This window comes from Pseudarthrobacter sp. PvP090, assembly GCF_040547365.1.
Lineage (GTDB): Bacteria > Actinomycetota > Actinomycetes > Actinomycetales > Micrococcaceae > Arthrobacter.
In genome coordinates this window covers 378,518-398,106 of the sequence record NZ_JBEPPO010000002.1, presented here as the reverse complement: position 1 = coordinate 398,106, position 19,589 = coordinate 378,518, and the positions used below count along the sequence as shown (strand labels likewise).

18 protein-coding genes are annotated in these 19,589 nt (G+C 68.2%); 12 read left to right on the top strand and 6 right to left on the bottom strand.

Going from position 1 to position 19,589, the window contains the following annotated elements:
- Positions 1 to 11 precede the first annotated feature (11 nt).
- The 4 genes from ABIC21_RS03710 (at position 12) to ABIC21_RS03695 (ending at position 3,148) form a co-directional block, all read left to right on the top strand.
- Positions 12 to 674: an NUDIX domain-containing protein gene (locus ABIC21_RS03710; RefSeq protein WP_354349051.1), complete on the top strand. Its 663-nt coding sequence runs from the start codon at positions 12 to 14 to the stop codon at positions 672 to 674.
- Positions 674 to 1,669, top strand: a complete 996-nt coding sequence (gene xerD / locus ABIC21_RS03705; protein WP_354349050.1) for a site-specific tyrosine recombinase XerD — start codon at positions 674 to 676, stop codon at positions 1,667 to 1,669. Before ABIC21_RS03710 ends, xerD begins: the two co-directional genes overlap by 1 nt.
- 36 nt (positions 1,670 to 1,705) lie before the next feature.
- Entirely contained in the window at positions 1,706 to 2,194 is a 489-nt protein-coding gene (locus tag ABIC21_RS03700) for an 8-oxo-dGTP diphosphatase (protein WP_354349049.1), read from the top strand.
- 69 nt (positions 2,195 to 2,263) lie between these two features.
- On the top strand, positions 2,264 to 3,148 hold the full coding sequence (locus tag ABIC21_RS03695; protein WP_354349048.1) for a hypothetical protein: 885 nt from the start codon (positions 2,264 to 2,266) through the stop codon (positions 3,146 to 3,148).
- A gap of 62 nt (positions 3,149 to 3,210) precedes the next feature.
- Here ABIC21_RS03695 and ABIC21_RS03690 read toward each other — a convergent pair whose 3' ends face one another.
- The 4 genes from ABIC21_RS03690 to ABIC21_RS03675 form a co-directional block, all read right to left on the bottom strand.
- Positions 3,211 to 4,350 (bottom strand): bifunctional 2-methylcitrate synthase/citrate synthase, encoded by a 1,140-nt coding sequence (locus ABIC21_RS03690; protein ID WP_354349047.1) that lies wholly within the window; start codon positions 4,348 to 4,350, stop codon positions 3,211 to 3,213.
- Positions 4,351 to 4,411: 61 nt separating this feature from the next.
- Positions 4,412 to 5,314, bottom strand: a complete 903-nt coding sequence (gene prpB, locus ABIC21_RS03685; RefSeq protein ID WP_354349046.1) for a methylisocitrate lyase — start codon at positions 5,312 to 5,314, stop codon at positions 4,412 to 4,414.
- A complete protein-coding gene (locus ABIC21_RS03680; protein WP_354349045.1) occupies positions 5,315 to 6,835 on the bottom strand; it encodes an MmgE/PrpD family protein in 1,521 nt (506 codons plus the stop codon).
- 10 nt (positions 6,836 to 6,845) lie between these two features.
- The gene (locus ABIC21_RS03675; protein ID WP_354349044.1) at positions 6,846 to 7,487 is read right to left on the bottom strand and encodes a GntR family transcriptional regulator; all 642 of its coding nucleotides are present in this window, start codon (positions 7,485 to 7,487) and stop codon (positions 6,846 to 6,848) included.
- Positions 7,488 to 7,662: 175 nt separating this feature from the next.
- Between ABIC21_RS03675 and ABIC21_RS03670 the strand changes: the two genes are divergently transcribed.
- Entirely contained in the window at positions 7,663 to 9,555 is a 1,893-nt protein-coding gene (locus ABIC21_RS03670; protein ID WP_354349075.1) for a propionyl-CoA synthetase, read from the top strand.
- 106 nt (positions 9,556 to 9,661) lie between these two features.
- Here ABIC21_RS03670 and ABIC21_RS03665 read toward each other — a convergent pair whose 3' ends face one another.
- Positions 9,662 to 10,381, bottom strand: coding sequence for a response regulator (locus ABIC21_RS03665; RefSeq protein WP_354349043.1), 720 nt, complete (start codon positions 10,379 to 10,381; stop codon positions 9,662 to 9,664).
- The gene (locus ABIC21_RS03660) at positions 10,378 to 12,087 is read right to left on the bottom strand and encodes a sensor histidine kinase (protein ID WP_354349042.1); all 1,710 of its coding nucleotides are present in this window, start codon (positions 12,085 to 12,087) and stop codon (positions 10,378 to 10,380) included. Before ABIC21_RS03660 ends, ABIC21_RS03665 begins: the two co-directional genes overlap by 4 nt.
- 138 nt (positions 12,088 to 12,225) lie before the next feature.
- On the opposite strand from ABIC21_RS03660, the gene ABIC21_RS03655 reads away from it, so the two are divergent.
- From ABIC21_RS03655 to cmk, 7 genes are all read left to right on the top strand, one after another.
- Complete coding sequence (locus ABIC21_RS03655; RefSeq protein ID WP_354349041.1) at positions 12,226 to 13,581, top strand: cation:dicarboxylate symporter family transporter; 1,356 nt, start codon at positions 12,226 to 12,228, stop codon at positions 13,579 to 13,581.
- A 299-nt stretch (positions 13,582 to 13,880) separates the two neighbouring features.
- Positions 13,881 to 14,780, top strand: coding sequence for a ParA family protein (locus ABIC21_RS03650; protein ID WP_354349040.1), 900 nt, complete (start codon positions 13,881 to 13,883; stop codon positions 14,778 to 14,780).
- A gap of 8 nt (positions 14,781 to 14,788) precedes the next feature.
- Positions 14,789 to 15,637, top strand: coding sequence for a segregation and condensation protein A (locus ABIC21_RS03645; protein WP_354349039.1), 849 nt, complete (start codon positions 14,789 to 14,791; stop codon positions 15,635 to 15,637).
- A complete protein-coding gene (scpB, locus tag ABIC21_RS03640) occupies positions 15,634 to 16,299 on the top strand; it encodes an SMC-Scp complex subunit ScpB (protein WP_354349038.1) in 666 nt (221 codons plus the stop codon). The genes ABIC21_RS03645 and scpB overlap by 4 nt, the downstream gene beginning before the upstream one ends.
- A gap of 111 nt (positions 16,300 to 16,410) precedes the next feature.
- Positions 16,411 to 17,721: a pseudouridine synthase gene (locus ABIC21_RS03635; protein ID WP_354349037.1), complete on the top strand. Its 1,311-nt coding sequence runs from the start codon at positions 16,411 to 16,413 to the stop codon at positions 17,719 to 17,721.
- Positions 17,722 to 17,723: 2 nt separating this feature from the next.
- A complete protein-coding gene (locus ABIC21_RS03630) occupies positions 17,724 to 18,833 on the top strand; it encodes a prephenate dehydrogenase (RefSeq protein WP_354349036.1) in 1,110 nt (369 codons plus the stop codon).
- Entirely contained in the window at positions 18,833 to 19,561 is a 729-nt protein-coding gene (gene cmk / locus ABIC21_RS03625) for a (d)CMP kinase (RefSeq protein WP_354349035.1), read from the top strand. The genes ABIC21_RS03630 and cmk overlap by 1 nt, the downstream gene beginning before the upstream one ends.
- Positions 19,562 to 19,589: the final 28 nt, after the last annotated feature.

Here is a 19,589-nt window from a genome sequence, read left to right as displayed (position 1 = left end):
AGGACGGCGCGATGCCCGGAACCCCTGAAACCCCCAGTGCTGCACGGCAGGTTTCGGATGAACCGAGCCCGCGCCGTCTTTTGTCCTCCAGGACGGTCTACGAAGGCCGGATCTGGGACGTCGTCAGTGACAGTTTCCAGCTCAACGACGACGGCGATCCGCTCGTCCGTGACTACATCGACCACCCCGGGGCGGTGGCGATCCTCCCGATGAACGACGACGGCGAGGTGCTGCTGATCAAGCAGTACCGGCACCCCGTCGGCATGGACCTCTGGGAGATCCCGGCCGGGCTCCTCGACGTCGAGGGCGAGGACTTCGTCGCCGGCGCGGCCCGGGAACTCGCCGAGGAGGCCGACCTCATCGCCGGCCAATGGAACGTGCTGGCCGATTTCTTCAATTCCCCCGGCTCCTCCAGCGAGGCGATCCGCATCTACCTCGCCCGGGACCTGAGTGATGTGCCCGGCCACGAACTCCACGTCCGCACCGACGAGGAAGCCGAAATCGAACTGCACTGGATCCCGCTGGACGCTGCCGTCCTGGCCGTGCTGGAGGGGCGCCTGCACAACCCGTCCGCCGTCGTCGGAGTCCTCGCCGCCGCGGCCGCCCGTGCCGACGACTTCAAGAGCCTCCGCCCGGGCAGCGCGCCGTGGCCCGCGCATCCCAGCCAGCGCTGATGGCGGAACCGCTGACAGCCGCGCCTCCGGCCCGGCCGCTGACGGCGATAGACCGCGCCATGACGGACTACCTGCAGCACATGGGCGTGGAACGGGGACTCGCGGCCAACACCCTCTCCGCCTACCGCCGGGATCTGGCCCGTTACGCCAGGCACCTCGCCCACACCGGCCGCCGGCGCCCCGCCGAGATCACCCGGCGCGACGTCACCGGCTTCGTCCAGGCGCTCTCCGACGGATCCGACGGCGGCTCGGTCCTGGGCGTCCGGTCGGCAGCCCGGACGGTAGTGGCCGTACGGGGACTGCACAAGTTCTGGGCACTCGAGGGTGTTACTCCCACTGACCCCGCCAGCGACGTCCACCCGCCCATGCCCGGCAAACGCCTGCCCAAGGCCATCAGTGTCGACGAGGTCACGCGGATCCTGGAGGCGGTCGGCACGGACACCGCCACCGGACTGCGCGACCGCGCGCTGCTGGAGTTCCTGTATTCCACCGGCGCCCGGATCAGCGAAGCCGTGGGCCTCGACGTCGATGACATCTCCCTGCACACGGCTGGGGAAGCAGGACACGCCGGGGACGCCGGCCCGGCAATCGTCCGGCTCTTCGGCAAGGGATCCAAGGAACGGCTCGTCCCGCTGGGATCCTTCGGTGCCCGTGCCCTGGACGCCTACCTCGTCCGCGGCCGGCCGCTGCTGTCCGCCAAGGGCAAGGGGACCCCTGCACTGTTCCTGAACGCCCGCGGCGGACGGATCAGCCGGCAGAGTGCCTGGACCATCCTCAAGACTGCCGCAGAAAAAGCCGGCATCACCAAGGACGTCTCGCCGCACACCCTGCGGCACTCCTTCGCGACGCACCTGCTCGAGGGCGGGGCCGACGTCCGCGTGGTCCAGGAACTGCTCGGCCATGCCTCCGTCACCACCACGCAGGTCTACACGCTGGTCACGGCGGACACCCTGCGGGAGATTTATGCCGCCGCGCATCCCCGGGCGCTGGGCTGAGCCGTAGCAGCGTACCGCGACGCTAGGCTTGGACACATGGCCTCCACTCCCGTCACCCTATGTTTCCTGCTCCGCGACGCAGGCTCCCGCACTGAGGTGCTGCTGGGGCTGAAGCGGACCGGGTTCGGCACGGGCAAGATCGTGGGCATTGGCGGTCACGTCGAAGCGGGGGAGAGCGACGCCGAAGCCGTCGTCCGCGAAGTCTGGGAAGAGGCCGGGGTCGTCGTCCGGCGGGAGGACCTCGCCGATGCCGGGGTCGTTGAGTTCCTCTTTCCCACCCGCCCCGAGTGGAACATGTACTGCCGGCTCTTCACCGCGCGGCGCTGGGAGGGCGAGCCGGCGGAGAGCCCTGAGATCACGCCCGACTGGTTCGATACCGAAGCCCTGCCGCTGCACCTGATGTGGCAGGACGCGGAACACTGGCTCCCGGCCGCCCTGGCGGGCGAGGCGCACGACGTCGTGGTGGTCCTGAACGAGGACAACGAGACTGTGGCGTCGGTCGAAAAACTTTCCGGGGAAGTTTAAGCCGGGCAGGCCAGCCAACCAACCAACCACTCGAAGAATTCACCAGGACACACAACCAGGGGGACGGACATGGAATCGAGCAACGACACCGCGAGCAGGGTATTCAGCGACGACGGCACGGAGCCGGGCCGCTCCGCGGAGGCTGCCCCGCGCCGCCGCTGGCCCTGGGTGGCGGGGATCCTGGCCGTGGCCGCCGTCGCGGCCGCGAGCGGGGTGCTGATGGCCGGCACCCTGGCCTCCACACCGGAGCCGGCCGGAACGGCCGGGGGCGTGGTGGCTCCCACCGCCTCGGCATCGCTCGCGACGGAACCGGGCACGGCGCCTTCGGCGGATCCAGGCGTCGTCCCGCCGGGCGCCCCGTCTACGGCCCCGCCCCCGGCGACGGACGACACCGTCGCCGGCCCCCCGGCCGGACGTTACGTCAGCGCCTCGGCCGGAGCCTCCTTCGAGCTCCCCGACGGCTGGACAGTGGAGGAGCCCGCAGCCCGGTCCGCGGACTACCCGGGCAGCCGCATCGTCGTCTTCAATGAAGCCCGGATGCAGGTAGCGGAGTTGTTCCACGGGACGGCCGGTGGGGTTGGCGGCGCATGCGGCCCTGGCCCCTACACCATGACGGAGCTGGACTCCGCTCCCGCGCTGGAGAACCAGTGGGCCACGGCAGCCGGCGTGCGGTTTTCCTACCGCGTCCTCGATCTGCGGGCCGACGGCGGTGCCTTCGATTACCAGCTTGGGCTGGTCGACCGGGCGACCGGGCAGCTGGGCGGCAGTTGCCTGATGTACTCGTTCGTCTCCGGGGCGCCCCAGGGCACGCTGTCCTTCGCGAACCGCGCGGCCCAGGGCCCGGCGCACGATGACCCCATCTTCAACTCGATGGACGACGCCAAGGAGTACATGCGGACTCCGGAATACCGGAAGCTCAAGGCCATGATCCTTAGCCTGGAGGTCAAGGACTAGCAGCAACGACGGCGGCCGGCCACCTCGTTGAGGTGACCGGCCGCCGTTGCGGTGCAGGGGGACTAGGCCAGGTGCCGTTCCTCGACGCCGTTGTATTCGCTGAGCGGGCGGATCAGCGAGTTCGCGTCCAGCTGCTCCATGATGTGCGCGGTCCAGCCGGTGATGCGGCTCGCGACAAACAAAGGAGTGAAGGTCGCGGTGTCGAACCCCATGAGGTGGTACGTGGGGCCGGTCGGATAGTCGAGGTTCGGCTTGATGGCCTTGGCCTCGTCCATGGCCTGCTCAAGACCGTTGTAGAGTCCCAGGAGTTCCGGCCGGCCGTAGTGCGCAATCATCTTGTCCAGCGCCGCCTTCATCGTGGGCACGCGGGAGTCGCCGTGCTTGTAGACGCGGTGGCCGAACCCCATGACCTTCTTCTTCTGGGCCAGGGCGTTTTCCATCCAGGCCTTGGCCCGGGCGGCTGCCTCCTCCAGGGATTCCTCCGGCCGGATGCCGATCTCGTCGAAGGTGTGCATAACGGCCTCGTTGGCTCCGCCGTGGAGCGGACCCTTGAGCGCACCGATGGCACCCGTCACGGCCGAATGCAGGTCCGAGAGGGTGGAGGTGATGACCCGGGCCGTGAACGTGGAGGCGTTGAAGGAGTGCTCGGCGTACAGGATCATCGAGACGTTGAACGCGTCGACGACTTCGGGGACGGCCTCCTCGCCGAACGTCATCCAGAGGAAGTTCGCGTCGTAGCCCAGATCCTCGCGGGGCTCCACGAGGTCCAGGCCGTGACGGCGACGCTGGTCGTAGGCCACCACGGCCGGCATGGCCGCGAACAGGTCAACGGCCTTGGCCAGGTTGGCCTCGCGCGAGGAGTCCTCGGCGAGCGGGTGCCGCGCCCCCATGACGGAGGCCGCCGTCCGGCAGACGTCCATTGGATGTGAGGTGGTCGGCAGCGCGTCGATGACCTGCTTGACGACCGGATCCAGGGCGCGGCCGGCCCGTTCCCGGGCCGTGAACTCCGCCAGCTGCTCCGGGGTCGGCAGTTCGCCGTTCCACAGCAGGTAGGCAACTTCCTCGAAGCTGCACTTGGCGGCCAGTTCCTGGACTGGATAGCCGCGGTACAGCAGGGAATTGGTGTCCGGGTTGACCTTGGAGACGGCGGTGTAGTCCACCACGACGCCGGCGAGGCCCTTTTTGATGTCCTGTTCAGCCATGCTGAAACTCCTTTGTTCCTGTCGCCTGGGTACCGGCACGAGCCGGTGGTTCTGTATGCGGTTACTGCCCGGGGATCTGGAAATTGAAGACCCCGGTATCAAAGCGGTTGTAGGACTCGTAGTCGACGAGGTCATACAAACGCGCACGGGTCAGCATGCTTCCAACCTGTGCCTCCTGCGTTCCGTCGGCCCTAATCGATTCCAGAGTACGCTCCGCAGCGCCCATGGCACTACGGAGCAGGGTCACCGGGTAGATGATCATGTTGACCCCGACTCCGGCGAGCTGTTCCACCGTGAACAGGGCGCTCTGGCCGAACTCGGTCATGTTGGCCAGGATCGGCACGTCGACGGCGTCACGGATCGCCTGGAACTCGCTGAGGTCCTTCATGGCCTCCGGGAAGATGGCGTCCGCCCCGGCCTCCACGAGCGACTTGGCGCGGTCCTGGGCCGCCTTGAGACCGTCCGTGGCACGGATGTCTGTCCGCGCCATGATCAGGAAGTTCGGGTCACGCCTGGCATCGGCCGCCGCGCGGATGCGCTTGGTGGCCGTGTCCAGGTCCACCACGTTCTTGCCGTCGAGGTGGCCGCAGCGCTTCGGGTTGAACTGGTCCTCGATGTGCAGGCCGGCGAGGCCGGCGTTCTCAAGTTCCTGGACCGAGCGGGCCACGTTCATCGGCTCGCCGAAGCCGGTGTCGGCGTCGACGATGCTGGGCAGGTCCGTCATCCGGGCGATCTGCCCGGCCCGGGTGGCCACCTCGGTGAGCGTGGTCAGCCCGATGTCGGGCAGGCCCAGGTCATTGGCCAGGACGGCGCCGGAGATGTAGACACCGGCGAAGCCCTTTTCCTCGATCAGCCGGGCCGAGAGCGGATTGAACGCGCCCGGGAACTGCTGGATCGTCCCGGAGGCCAGGAGCTCGCGGAAACGGACCCGCTTCTGCTCCGGCGTGACCTTCGAGTACAGCATTTAGAAGAGTCCCTTCGGTGCGGCGGCCAGGTCGATCACGCCGTCGGCGGCCCGGATGTTGAGCTGGTCCAGCTCGCCGGCGGCCAGCTCGGGCAGGCGGGCGGCGGCGGCCAGGAAGCGTTCGATCTCCTCGTCGGCGACGAGGCCGGCGGCGAGGGTGCGGAATTTGTTCACGTACTGTTCCCGCGCAAACGGCCGGGCGCCCAGCGGGTGCGCGTCGGCGACGGCGATCTCGTCGGCGATGACCGTGCCGTCCTTGAGCGTGATGACCACGGTGCCGCCGAAGGCCTTCTCCGCGATGTCCAGGGAGTGGTAGCGGCGGGTCCATTCCGGGTCCTCGACGGTGGTGACCTTGTGCCAGAGTTCCACGGTGTCCGGGCGCGCGGCGCGTTCCGGGGCGTAGGAATCGACGTGGTGCCAGGCGCCGTCCTGCAGCGCGACCGTGAAGATGTACGGGATGGAGTGGTCCAGTGTTTCGCGGCTGGCCGTGGGGCTGTACTTCTGCGGATCGTTGGCGCCGGAGCCGATCACGTAGTGCGTGTGGTGGCTGGTCTTGATCAGCACGGACTCCACGTTGGCCGGGTCCGTGACCTCCGGGTGCGCGCCGTGGAGCTTGCGTGCCAGGTCGATCCACGCCTGGGCCTGGTACTCGGCCGAGTGCTCCTTGGTGTAGGTGTCCATGATGGCGCGCTTGGTTTCGCCGGGTGTCGGCAGCGGCACGGTGTAGGAGGCGTCGGGGCCGTCCAGCATCCAGGCGATGACGCCGTCCTCGCCCTCGTAGATCGGCACGGGGGAGGTCTGGCCGCGCATGGCCCGGTCCGCGGACTCGACGGCCATCTTGCCGGCAAACGCGGGGGCGTGCGCCTTCCAGGTGGAGATCTCGCCTTTGCGGGACTGCCGGGTGGCGGTGGTGGTGTGCAGGGCCTGTCCGATGGACTGGAAGATCGTCTCGACGTCGAGTCCCAGCAGGGTGCCGATGCCGGCGGCGGCGGAGGGGCCGAGGTGCGCGACATGGTCGATCTTGTGCTTGTGCAGGCAGATGGCCTTGACCAGGTTGACCTGGATCTCATAGCCGGTGGCGATGCCGCGGATCAGGTCCTGGCCGCTGGAGCCCACGTGCTGGGCGACGGCGAGGATCGGGGGAATGTTGTCACCGGGGTGGGAGTAGTCCGCGGCGAGGAAGGTGTCGTGGTAGTCGAGCTCACGGACGGCGACGCCGTTGGCCCAGGCAGCCCATTCGGGGGCCACGCGCTCTTCGATGCCGAAGACCTTCGAGCCCTGGCCGCCGGTGGTGGGGCCGTGGGTCAGGGCCTGGGCGCGGGCCGCGACGATCGGTGCGCGGTTCAGCGAGGCGATCGCCACGGAGGCGTTGTCGATCACCCGGTTGATCACCATGTCGGTGACCTCGTCCGAGACCGCGACGGGGTCGGCGGCAACCTGGGCGATCTTGAAGGCGAGCTGGTCCTCGCGGGGCAGGTTTTCCTCGCTCTTGTAAACGCGGACGTGATGTTCCTTGACCATGGTGCTCCTTTTATTGAGGTGTATGCGTGGCTTTGACGTGGGAAAGACTGCGGTGCAGGTGGAGCGTGGTCGCGGCCTCCGCCAGCCGGGGGTTGCCGGCGGCGATCGCCTCGGCGATGGCGGCATGCTCGGCGGCGGCCGCGGTGAGCCGTTCGGCGTCGTCGGCCGCCAGCCGGCGGACCCTGACCAGGTGGACGCGCAGGCTGCGCATCGCCTGCGCGAGGTAGGAGTTGTGGATCGCGGCGTCGATGGCCGCGTCCAGCCGTCCGACCAGCCCGTAGTAGTCGTGCCGGGCCGGGTCACCGGCGCTGATCAGCGACGGTGCCTGGCACAGTTCGCTGCGGAGCTGTTCGAAGGTGGCGGCGTCGCCGCGTTCGGCGGCCAGCGCCGCTGCCTTGCCCTCCAGTGTTTCGCGCAGTTCGAAGAGTTCGTCGATGTCCTCCAGCGAGATATCGGTGACGACGACGCCGCGGCCGCCCGCCGTCGTCGTCAGTCCCTCCGCGGTGAGCCGGCTCAGGGCCTCCCGCAGCGGGGTCCGGGAGATGCCGAGCCGCTCGGATTGCTCCACTTCCGCGAGCACCGTCCCCGGCGCCAGGCGCCACTCGATGATGTCGTCGCGCAGGGCCGCATAGGCCTTGTCGCTGGCGCGCATCCTGACTCCTTCGTTGGCTGACGCTGTCCAGTGTATACACGGAAGTTACTTTTGCCCAGCATTTGCCCCAAATCGGGTTCGCCGGCAGTGGTTCTGTATACATAAGCCTTGTGCCGCGAGCCCGGACGGGGCTACCATGAGCACCATCACATCGTCGTGGACGGGACTCATTTTCATGGTTAGCAAGAACTACCGGGACAGCTACGCACGCAGCCTGGACACGCCCGAAGCATTCTGGCTCGAAGCCGCAGGGAAGATATCCTGGACCACCCCGCCGCAGCAGGCCCTGGATTCCAGCAGGGAGCCGCTGTACGACTGGTTCCCCGACGGCGTGCTCAACACGTCCTACAACGCGCTGGACCGCCACGTGGAGGAGGGCAGGGGCGGGCAGGACGCCCTGATCTACGACTCCGCCATGCTCGGCACACAGCAGCGCTACAGCTACGCGGAGCTCACGGACCTCGTCGCCCGGTTCGCCGGCGTGCTGCGCAGCCACGGCGTGGGCAAGGGCGACCGCGTCGTCATCTACATGCCGATGATCCCGGAGGCGGCCATCGCGATGCTCGCCACCGCCCGGCTCGGCGCCGTGCACTCCGTCGTCTTCGGCGGCTTCGCCCCCAAGGAACTCGCCGCCCGCATCCGCGACGCCGCCCCCGCCGCCATCGTCACGGCCTCCGGCGGCATCGAACCCTCGCGCCGGATAGAGTACCTCCCCGCCGTCGGGGAAGCCCTCGGCCTGGCCGGCGTGCCGGACACCCCCGTCCTGGTGAAAGCGCGCGAAGGCTTTGCCTCCGTGGTGGCCGACCACGCCGGCTGGCTGGACTGGGACGCCGAGATAGCCTCCGCCGTGCCCGCCGCGCCGGTGGACGTCAAGGCCACCGATCCGCTGTACATCCTCTACACCTCGGGAACCACCGGCGCCCCCAAAGGCGTCGTGCGGGACAACGGCGGCCACGCCGTGGCGCTCAGCTGGACCCTGGAGAACATCTACGACATCGGACCCGGCGACGTGATGTGGACAGCCTCCGACGTCGGCTGGGTGGTGGGGCATTCATACATCGTGTACGGCCCGCTGCTGGCCGGCGCCACCACCGTCCTCTACGAAGGCAAGCCCGTGGGCACGCCCGACGCCGGGGCGTTCTGGCGCGTCATCCAGGACCACAAGGTCAACGTGCTGTTCACCGCGCCCACCGCCCTGCGCGCCATCCGGAAGGCCGACCCCGAAGCCAGCCTGCTCGGCGCCTACGACATTTCCAGCCTGCGCACCCTGTTTGCCGCCGGTGAACGGCTCGACACCGACACCTTCCACTGGGCCACCCGGATCCTGGGCGTCCCGGTCGTGGACCACTGGTGGCAGACGGAGACCGGCTGGGCCATCTGCGCCAACCCGCGCGGGCTCGACGGCCTGCCCATCAAGGCCGGCTCGCCCAGTGTGCCGATGCCCGGCTTCAAGCTGAACATCGTCGACGGATCCGGGACGGACGTCGAGGCGGGGACGGAGGGCAACATCGTCCTGGCGCTGCCGCTGCCGCCGGGCACACTGACGACGCTCTGGGGCAACGACGAGCGCTACATCTCTTCCTACCTGCAGGCGTTCGAGGGCTACTACGCCACCGGCGACTCCGGCTACCGGGATGAGGACGGCTACCTTTTCGTGATGGGCCGCACCGACGACATCATCAACGTGGCCGGCCACCGGCTCTCGACCGGCGCCATGGAACAGGTCATCGGCCAGCACCCGGCCGTTGCCGAATGCGCCGTGATCGGCCTCGCGGACCCGTTGAAGGGCCAGCGTCCCAGCGGCTATGTGGTGCTGAAGTCCGGAGTCGATGTGCCCGAGGAGATCCTGGTCAAGGACCTCATCGCGCTGGTCCGGCGCGACATCGGCGCCGTCGCCGACTTCAAGCACGTCACCGTGGTGGAAGCACTGCCCAAGACCCGGTCGGGCAAGATCCTGCGCAAAACCATGCGCCAGATAGCCGACGGCGACGACTACGTGGTGCCCTCGACGATCGAGGACGCCGGCGTGATCGACCAGCTCATCGGAACGCTCCGCCCCGGCCAGTAGTCCCGGCCAGCCAATCGCGCCCCAGCCCCGACGCCGAGTGTGCACCTCGCGGCAGTGTTCTTGAGAGTTATTGCCGCGAAATGCACACTCGACGGGAGCGGAAGGCTTACGACGCCGTCCGGGTCCAGCGGTATTCGTTCTCCGGCCGGCCCGGCGCTCCGTAGCGCGCGGTCCGGGTGACCGTGCCGGCGTCGGCGAGATATTCGAGGTAGCGCCGTGCGGTCACCCTGGACATCCCCAGGGCGTCCATCACCTCGCTCGCCGACACGGCCCCGGACTGCAGCTTCATAAAGTCCTGCACCGATTCCAGCGTGGACGCGGCCAGCCCCTTGGGCAGGGGCAGCTCCGAGGGCGCTCGCAGGCTCGCGAAGGCCTGGTCCACGTCGCTCTGCGATGCGCCGGGACCGGCGTGACCGGCGGCGGGGGAGGCCAGCTGCTCCCGGAAGAGCCGGTAGCTGCCGAGCTTGTCCGCGAAGGTGGCGAAGGTGAAGGGCTTGATCAGGTACTGCACCACGCCGGTGGCCACAGCGCTGCGGACGATGTTCAGTTCGCGGACGGCGGTGATGGCGATGATGTCCGCGAACAGCCCGGCGGCACGCATCCGCCGGGCGATGTCGAGGCCGTGCAGGTCCGGCAGGTTCATGTCCAGCAGGACCAGATCCACCGGTGTGCCGGCCGCCGCGAAGTCCGTCATCAGCCGGAGCGCTGACTGCCCGTCCGGGGCCGTGCCCGCCAGCGTGAATCCCTCCAGCCGGCCGATATAGGCGGCGTGGGCCGCCGCGGCGATGGGCTCGTCTTCGACGACGAGTACACGGATGTCGCTCATTGCTGTCCCTTGCTGGTCAGTGGTGCCGCCGGCGCTGTCGCAGTTAATGCCGCCGGCGACGTTGGCAGTGTGACACGGAACAGCGCCCCGGCCGGGCTGGTGATGGTCATGGTACCGCCGAGCCGCTGCACGGCCTGGCGGACCAGGGCCAGGCCGAGGCCCCGCCCGAACGGCCCCGGGGCTTTGGTGCTGAAGCCGTGCCGGAAGATGTCCTCGACGGCCTGCGGGTCGATCCCAGGCCCGCTGTCCTCCACCGTGATCTCCAGGGCCCCGGGGGACGTTTCCACCGTGAGCTCGACGAGTTTCGGGGCCGGGGCCTCGGCCGCGGCATCGATGGCGTTGTCCAGCAGGTTGCCCAGGATCGCCACGAGGTCCTGTACGGCCAGCCCGGACACGCCCGCCGGGCCGCTCCCGGTCCCCGCGGTGTTCAGGGTCAGCTCGACGCCCCGCTCGTGGGCCTCCGCGGCCTTGCCCATGATCAGCGCGCCGAGCACGGGCTCCTCGAGGGAGCCCACCACGTCATCGGTCAGCCGCTGGCTCAGCTCTAGGTCCTGGGTGGCGAAGGCCAGGGCTTCGGTGCCGCGCCCCAGTTCCATCAGGGAAACGATCGTGTGGAGCCGGTTGGCGTGCTCGTGGGTCTGAGCGCGCAGTGCATCGGAGAGGGTGCGCATGGTTTCCAGCTCGCTGCCCAGCGACTCGATTTCGGTGCGGTCGCGGATCGTGGCCACGGTCCCGTATACGGCCGCGCTGCCGCGCCCGCCGGCAGAACCGGGCCCGACGGCCGGCCCCTGGTTCACCACGAGGACCCGCGAGCCGGTCAGGTGGATCTCGTCGAGGGCGGTCCGGCCTGATTCGAACAGCTCCCTGAGGCTGGGGGCCAGCGGGAGCTCCGCGAGCGACGGCGCCTCCTGCCGCCCGCGGCCGTCGGATGGGCCGGGTGAGCCGCCGCCGTCGGACGCGCGCGGGGTGAGCCCCAGCAGTTCGGCGGCCTGGTCGTTGTACATCACCACCTTGCCCCTGGGATCGATCAGGATGACACCTTCGCGGACCGAGTGCAGGACCGATTCGTAGTAGGCGAAGAGCTGCGCCAACTGCTCCGGTCCCCAGCCGCGGGTGACCTGGCGCAGGTACCGCCCCAGCAGCCAGGACGCCGCCGCTCCGCCGGCCAGGAGGGCCAGGCCGATGGCCACGAGCGCCGGCAGCCTGCCGGAGACGGCGATGTCCACGGTGCGGACGGTCACGCCGGCCGCAACCAGCGCCCGCACGGTGCCGTCGGAGTCCCGGACCGGGGCGATGGTCCGCACCGATGGTCCGAGGGTGCCGGCCGTCATCTCGGTGAACACCTGCCCGTTCAGGGCGGCGTCGATCGAGCCGATATAGGGCTTCCCGAGTTCCTCGTCCCGGGGGTGGGTCCACCGGGTCCGGTCCGGCGCCATGATCGTGATGAAATCCGCGTCCGCGTCCTCCGTCACCTTCAGGGCATACGGCTGCAGCAGGGCGGTGGGATCGGCGGCGTCCGCCGCCTCCAGCACGAGGGGGTTGTCCGCCACCGAGGTCGCGACGGCGGCCATCCGCCGGCCGGCCTCATCGTAGGCGTGGTCGCGCGCATCAACGAACGTCGCCGTCCCCACGATCGCCGTGAGGGTCAGCATAAACAGCAGATGGGCCACAAACAGCCGTCTGGCGATGCTCCAGCGGTGGATCATCCACACCTTCCATGACCAATATGAACGCAACGGTGATGCGCGTCACTCCATCCCCAATGATGGTGGAACACGCAGAACGGACGTGATGGGCCCACAGCCTGTGCCGCACCGACGTCCAGACTATCCAAGGAGAACACCATGACCTCTCAAAGAGGAGAGTCGGCGGCATTGGCCGCGACGCCGGTCAAGAAGCGCAAGGGTCTCGACAAGTCCCATTATCTCTACATCGCGGTCATCGCGGCCGTCATCCTCGGCGCCCTGGTCGGGCTGATGTTCCCCGAGTTCGCCAAGTCCCTGAAGCCGCTGGGCGACGGGTTCATCAAACTCATCAAGATGATGATCGGCCCGGTCATCTTCTGCACCATCGTGCTGGGTATCGGCTCGATCGCCAAGGCGGCCACGGTCGGCAAGGTCGGCGGCCTGGCCCTGGGCTACTTCATGGTGATGTCCACCTTCGCGCTGGCCATCGGCCTCGTCGTCGGCAACCTGATCCACCCGGGCGAGGGCCTCAAGCTCGCCCCCTACGACCCGAGCAAGAAGGCCGCCACGGACAGCACGGTCGAATTCCTGCTCGGCATCATCCCGGGTGACATCCCGGTCCTGCCGACCCTGCTCGCCGCGCTGCTGGTCGGTTTCGCCCTCCAGCAGATGGGCGCCCAGGGCGCTCCGATCCTCAAGACCGTCGGCTACGGCCAGGCCCTCGTCTTCCGCATCCTGGTCATGATCATGTGGCTGGCCCCGGTCGGAGCCTTCGGCGCGATCGCCGCCGTCGTCGGTGCCACCGGCATGCAGGCCATCCTCAGCATGGCCACCCTGATGGGCGCCTTCTACATCACCTGCGCACTGTTCATCGACGTGATCCTCGGCGGCCTGCTCAAGGTCGTCGCCGGCCTCAACATCTTCCGCCTGATGAAGTACCTTGGCCGCGAATACCTGCTGATCTTCTCCACGTCGTCCTCCGAAGCCGCCCTGCCCCGGCTGATCGCGAAGATGGAACACCTTGGCGTGTCCAAGCCGGTCGTCGGCGTCACGGTCCCCACCGGCTACTCCTTCAACCTCGACGGCACCGCCATCTACCTGACCATGGCGTCCCTGTTCGTCGCCAACGCCATGGGCACCCCGCTGGACCTCGGCGCTCAGGTCTCGCTGCTGATCTTCATGATCATCGCTTCCAAGGGCGCTGCCGGTGTCACCGGCGCCGGCCTGGCCACGCTGGCTGCCGGGCTCCAGGCCCACAAGCCGGAACTGCTCGGCGGCGTCGGCATGATCGTCGGCATCGACCGGTTCATGTCCGAGGCCCGCGCCCTGACCAACTTCACCGGCAACGCTGTCGCCACCGTCCTGATCGGCACCTGGGTCAAGGAGATCGACGGCGCCCAGGTCGAGCGGGTCCTCTCCGGCAGCGAACCCTTCGACGAGCAGACCATGATCGCCGGACACGGTACACACGAGGAAACGCCGGCACCGGCACAGCCCGTGCTGGCCAACGCCTGAGCTGTTCCAGCACCCGTCGCGAACCACCAATGACCGCCCGGACGCGCGCAAGCGTCCGGGCGGTTTTTCGCGCCGCCGCAGGAACCTTCGACTTCTACCAGAAGGTTGAGGCTCAAATAATGGCCGCTGTCAAGGTCCGCGGAATACCGTGTCGGGCGCTGTAGCCTTGGGAGGAATAAGATCGTCGCTGGACGTCCGGCGGCAGTAGTACCAGGCGTGAAAACTACCAGCACGACAATCACCAGGCACGACAATCACCAGGCACGACAATCACCGTCATCGAAAGTGTGGATAGATACGTGAGCAGCGAACAGGGTTCAGCAACTCTGGAAGGCACCGAACTCGATCTGGAAGACGCCGTCATGGGCCCCACCGGGCGCCCTCAACGCGACTTTCCGGAGCCGGCACCGCTGTCATCCCACGGACCCGCGCGGGTCATTGCCATGGTCAACCAGAAGGGCGGGGTGGGGAAAACCACCTCCACCATCAACCTTGCCGCGGCGCTGGCCGAATTCGGCCGCCGTGTGCTGGTCGTGGACTTCGACCCGCAGGGTGCACTCTCCGCCGGCCTCGGCATCAATCCTCACGAACTGGATCTCACGGTCTACAACGTCCTGATGGACCGCAAGGTCGACATCCGCGATGCCATCCACAAGACCGGCGTGGAAAACCTGGACCTGCTCCCGGCCAACATCGACCTCTCCGCCGCGGAGGTCCAGCTCGTCAACGAGGTGGCCCGCGAACAGGTGCTGGACCGGGCCCTGAAGAAGGTGGAGGATGACTACGACGTCGTCCTGATCGACTGCCAGCCCTCGCTGGGCCTCCTCACGGTCAACGCCCTGACGGCCGCCCACGGCGTCATCATCCCGCTGATCTGCGAGTTCTTCGCGCTACGCGCCGTCGCCCTGCTGGTGGAGACCATCGACAAGGTCCAGGACCGGCTGAATCCGCGGCTCCAGGTCGACGGCGTCCTCGCCACCATGTACGACGCCCGCACGCTGCACAGCCGCGAGGTGATCTCCCGCCTGGTGGAGGCCTTCGACGACAAAGTCTTCGAAACCGTCATCAAGCGGTCCATCAAGTTCGCGGACGCCACTGTCGCGGCCGAGCCGATCACCAGCTACGCCGGCAACCACATCGGCGCCGACGCCTACCGCAACCTGGCCAAAGAGCTGATCTCGCGCGGCGGCGCGCCCTAGTCAGGGCCGTGGCAGCAACAGGGACCCCGACGGCGGAGCTTTCGCCGGCCGGGAAGAAACCCGGCTTCGAGGTCAGGCTGGCCAACTTCACCGGCCCTTTCGACCTCCTTCTGGGCCTGATCTCCAAGCACCAGCTGGACATCACGGACGTGGCGCTGTCCACCGTCACCGATGAGTTCATCAAGTACATCAAGGGCCTGCAGAACCTGGGCGAGGAATGGGCGCTTGATGAAGCCAGCGAATTCCTGGTCATCGCCGCCACCCTGCTCGACCTCAAGGCAGCCCGGCTGTTGCCCTCCGGCGAAGTCGAGGACGAGGAAGACATTGCCCTGCTGGAAGCCCGGGACCTGTTGTTCGCACGGCTCCTGCAGTACAAGGCGTTCAAGCAGGTGGCGGGCATGATGGGTTCCACCCTCGAGCTCGAGGGCCGCCGCTACCCGCGGCAGGTCGCGCTTGAAGGGCACTTCGCGGCCCTGCTTCCGGAGCTGCTCTGGAAGCACACCCCGCAGCAGTTCGCCGCCCTGGCCGGGAAGGCCCTCGAGGCCAAGGACGCAGCGCCCACCGAGATCGGCCTCGCCCACCTCCACGGCACCCCCGTCAGCGTCAAGGAGCAGGCCGAACTGCTCGGCCTGCGGCTGCAGCGCGGCGCCCCACTCACTTTCCGGACCCTGATCGCCGACGCCGAGTCCACGCTCGTCGTGGTGGCACGCTTCCTGGCCCTGCTGGAGCTGTTCCGGGACAAGGCGGTGGCCTTCGAGCAGCTGGAGCCGCTGGGCGACCTGACCGTCCGCTGGACCGCCGACGGCGGGTCCTGGAGCAGCGACGACCTGAGCGACGAATATGAGGAGCAGCCGTGAATGAAACACCCGACGCCGGTCCCGACGGCACCGGCCCGCCCGGCGTCGGCAGCCTCCCCGGTGGAGCCCGCGCCGCCCTTGAAGCCGTCCTCATGGTGATCGACGAACCGGCGACGGCGGCCGGGCTCGCTTCCGGGCTTAACCTGACCGTCGACGTCGTCGAGGAACTGCTCACGGAACTGCAGCGGGAGTATAACGGTTATACTGTTAATGCCCCGGATGTGCACGACGCCAGTTTCAACGGCTTCAGTGCCACCCCCCGGGGCTTTGAATTGCGGAATATCGCCGGAGGCTGGCGGATCTATTCCCGCGCCGAGTTCGCCGATATTGTCGGCGGGTTCGTGCTGGAGGGACAGACAGCCAGGCTGACGCAGGCGGCGCTCGAAACGCTCGCCGTGATCGCTTACCGCCAGCCCGTATCAAGGGCGCGGGTGTCTGCAATTCGAGGAGTTAATGTTGACTCTGTCGTGCGGACGCTGACGCAGCGGGGGCTGATCGAGGACTCGGGAACTGATCCTGAATCCGGGGCCATCCTCTACCGTACGACGTCGTATTTCCTGGAGCGGATGGGAATCGGCTCGGTGGCGGAACTGCCGCAACTTTCACCCCATCTTCCGGGGCTGGAAGGCATCGAAGAATTCTACGACGCAGCAAGAATGTAGGCAGGAACAACTGCCTGCGCACGAGTATCCACCGGGGCAGAAGCTTTTTGCCCCAGCAGGCGGGTGTTGTCGGGAGACAGCGGCCGTCGGCCAATAAACGAAGGACGGGTCATGACACAGGCGGGACGCCAGGGTTCACCACGTAACAGTTCGGGACGCAACAGTGCCGAACAAAGCAGTGCCGGACAAAGCAGAGGTCAGGGCTCCGGCCGCGGCGCACAGGGCGGCGCAGGCCGCAGCGGCGGAGCCGACTACAAGGGCGGTTCAGGCCGCGGCGCACAGGGCAGCGGAAGCCGCAGCGGGGGAGCAGGCTTCAAGGGCGGCGGAGACCGCACCTTCAAGCACCCCAAGCCCCGCGAAGAGGCCTTCATCGATCCGGACCTGCAGGGTCCCGACGGCACGCCGACGGCAGCGTCGTCTACAAAAAGGACAGTTTCCGGCGACTGGAAGTCCAAGGCGCCCTCCGGCAAGGAAGCAGCCCGCAAGGCCGCCGCCCGCAAGCCTGGCTTCGGCAAGGCCCCCGGCACCCCTGGTGCCCTCAAGCCCAAGCCGCGCATCGGCGCCGGAGCGGCCAAGGCCACCGGTTCCCGCGCCTTCGGCAGCGAACGCTTCGGCCAGAACCTCGGACCAGTGCGCAAGCCGGCCCGCAAGCGCGGCCCCCGCGCCGAGGTGCCCCAGTCCGAACTGCACGACCAGGACGGCATCCGCCTCCAGAAGGTCATGGCCTCGGCCGGCGTCGCCTCACGGCGCGTCTGCGAAGAAATGATCGCCGAGGGCCGTGTTGAGGTCGACGGCCAGGTCGTCACAGAGCTCGGTGTCCGCATCGACCCGAAGACCGCCGTGGTCCACGTGGACGGCCTGCGCATCCAGCTCGACGAGAACATGGTCTACATGGTGTTCAACAAGCCCAAGGGCGTTGTCTCCACGATGGAAGACCCGGACGGCCGTCCCTGCGTCAGCGACTTCGTCCGCAACAACCACGGCGAACGCCTGTTCCACGTCGGACGCCTCGACGTTGCCACCGAGGGCCTGCTGCTGCTGACGAACGACGGCGAACTGGCCAACCGCCTGACGCACCCCTCCTACGAAGTCCCCAAGACCTACCTGGTGCAGGTCCGCGGGCCGTTCCCGCAGGGCATCGGCGCCGAGCTCAAGGCCGGCGTCGAACTCGAGGACGGCATCGCGTCGGTTGACTCCTTCAAGCTGGTGGACTCCACCCCGGGCCACGTGCTGATCGAGGTCGTGCTGCACTCGGGCAAAAACCGGATTGTCCGCCGCCTGTTCGATGCCGTCGGTTTCCCGGTGCTGCGCCTGGTCCGGGTGAAGGTCGGCCCCATCGGCCTGGGCGACCAGCGCCAGGGCAGCATCCGCAACCTCGGCAAGCAGGAAGTCGGCCACCTGCTGGCATCCGTAGGGCTGTAGGCATGTCCGCCTTTCGCACCCACGGCCGCGGCCACCTTAACGGTCCGGTGGTGGTCGTGGGGACCGGGCTCCTGGGCACCAGCATCGGGCTGGGGCTGCGGGGCCGCGGAGTGGCAGTCTTCCTCTCCGACCCTTCGCCCACCAACCAGGCCGTCGCCGTCGACATCGGCGCGGGCCTGCCTTTGGCGCGCCTTGACGGCGAGCAGCCGGAACTCGTCGTGGTCGCCGCACCGCCCGATGTCACGGCGGACGTGGTGGAACGCGCCCTCCAGGACTACCCGGCGGCCACTGTCGTGGATATCGCCAGCGTGAAGGCGGGCATCCAGGCCGAGCTCCGCGCCCGCGGCGCCGACCTCGGCCGCTACGTGGGCACCCACCCCATGGCCGGCCGTGAAAAGTCGGGCCCCGTCGCTGCCCGCGGCGAGCTGTTCACCTCGATGCCGTGGGTCCTGTGCCCCTCGGAGGAGACCCTGCCCCAGTCCCTGCAGGCTGCGCGCGCGCTGGCCGGGGACCTGGGCGCCGTCGTCTCTGAATTCGCGGCCGAGGAACACGACGAGGCCGTCGCGCTCGTGTCGCACGTGCCGCAGGTGGTGTCCTCGCTCGTGGCCAGCCGGCTGCAGGGCACCCCGCTGCATGCGCTGTCCCTCGCCGGGAACGGCCTGCGGGACGTCACCCGGATCGCGGCGAGTGATCCGACCCTGTGGGTGCAGATCCTCGGCGCGAACGCGGACAAGGTCGTGGAGATCCTGCACGGCCTCCGCGAGGACCTCAACCGGCTCATCGGAACGCTGGAGGACCCGACGGCGCCCGGTGCCCGTCTCGACCTTGCCCAGCTGATCAGCGAAGGCAACGCCGGCCAGGCCCGCATCCCGGGCAAGCACGGCGGACCGCCGCAGGCGTACTCCTGGCTGACGGTCCTCGTCGACGACACGCCCGGACAGATCGCCAGGCTCCTGACCGAGATCGGCGAGATCGGCGTCAACCTCGAGGACCTCCGGCTGGACCACTCCTCGGGCCAGAACGTGGGCATGGTGGAAATCTCCGTGCTGCCGAACAAGCACGAACTGTTAATAGAAGCCCTGAACGACCGTGGATGGCGGGTACTCCAGTAATGACCCAGGAACTTATCGAAACCGTGGACGTCCTGCGCCCCGGGAAGAGCCTTGTCGTCGCCATTGACGGGCCGTCCGGATCGGGCAAGTCCAGCGTGAGCAAAGAGGTGGCACGCCGGCTCAAACTGGCCTACCTCGACACCGGCGCCATGTACCGTGCCCTGACCTGGTTCTGCCTGGACAGCGGCACGGACCTGGACGACGGCGCAGCCGTCGAGGCTGCCTCCAAGAGCTTGCCGCTGGAAATCAGCACCAGCCCGCTGGAGGAATACGTGCTGGTCGGCGGCACCGATGTCACCCTCGCGATCCGCGAGCCGTCGATCTCCGCCGCCGTCAGCGCCGTCGCCACCACCCTGGGCGCCCGCACGGAACTGATCCGCCGGCAGCGCGAGCTGATCGAAAAGCACCACCGCCGCATGGTGGTCGAAGGGCGCGACATCACCACCGTCGTCGCGCCCCACGCCGAGGTGCGGATGCTGCTCACCGCGAGCGAGGAGGCGCGCCTACGCCGCCGGGGCATCCAGCTTGGCGGCAGCCAGAACGCCGAACAGCTCGCCGCGCAGGTCACCCAGCGCGACGCGAAGGACTCGACCGTGGTGAACTTCACGCGGGCCGCTGACGGTGTGGTGACGCTGGACTCCTCGGAGCTCGACTTCGCCGAGACCGTCGATGCCGCGCTCAGCATCGTTAACCGCATCGTGAACCATCAGGTGCTCAACCGTGACTGACGCCGGGCAGAAGCAGGCTGTTCCGTCC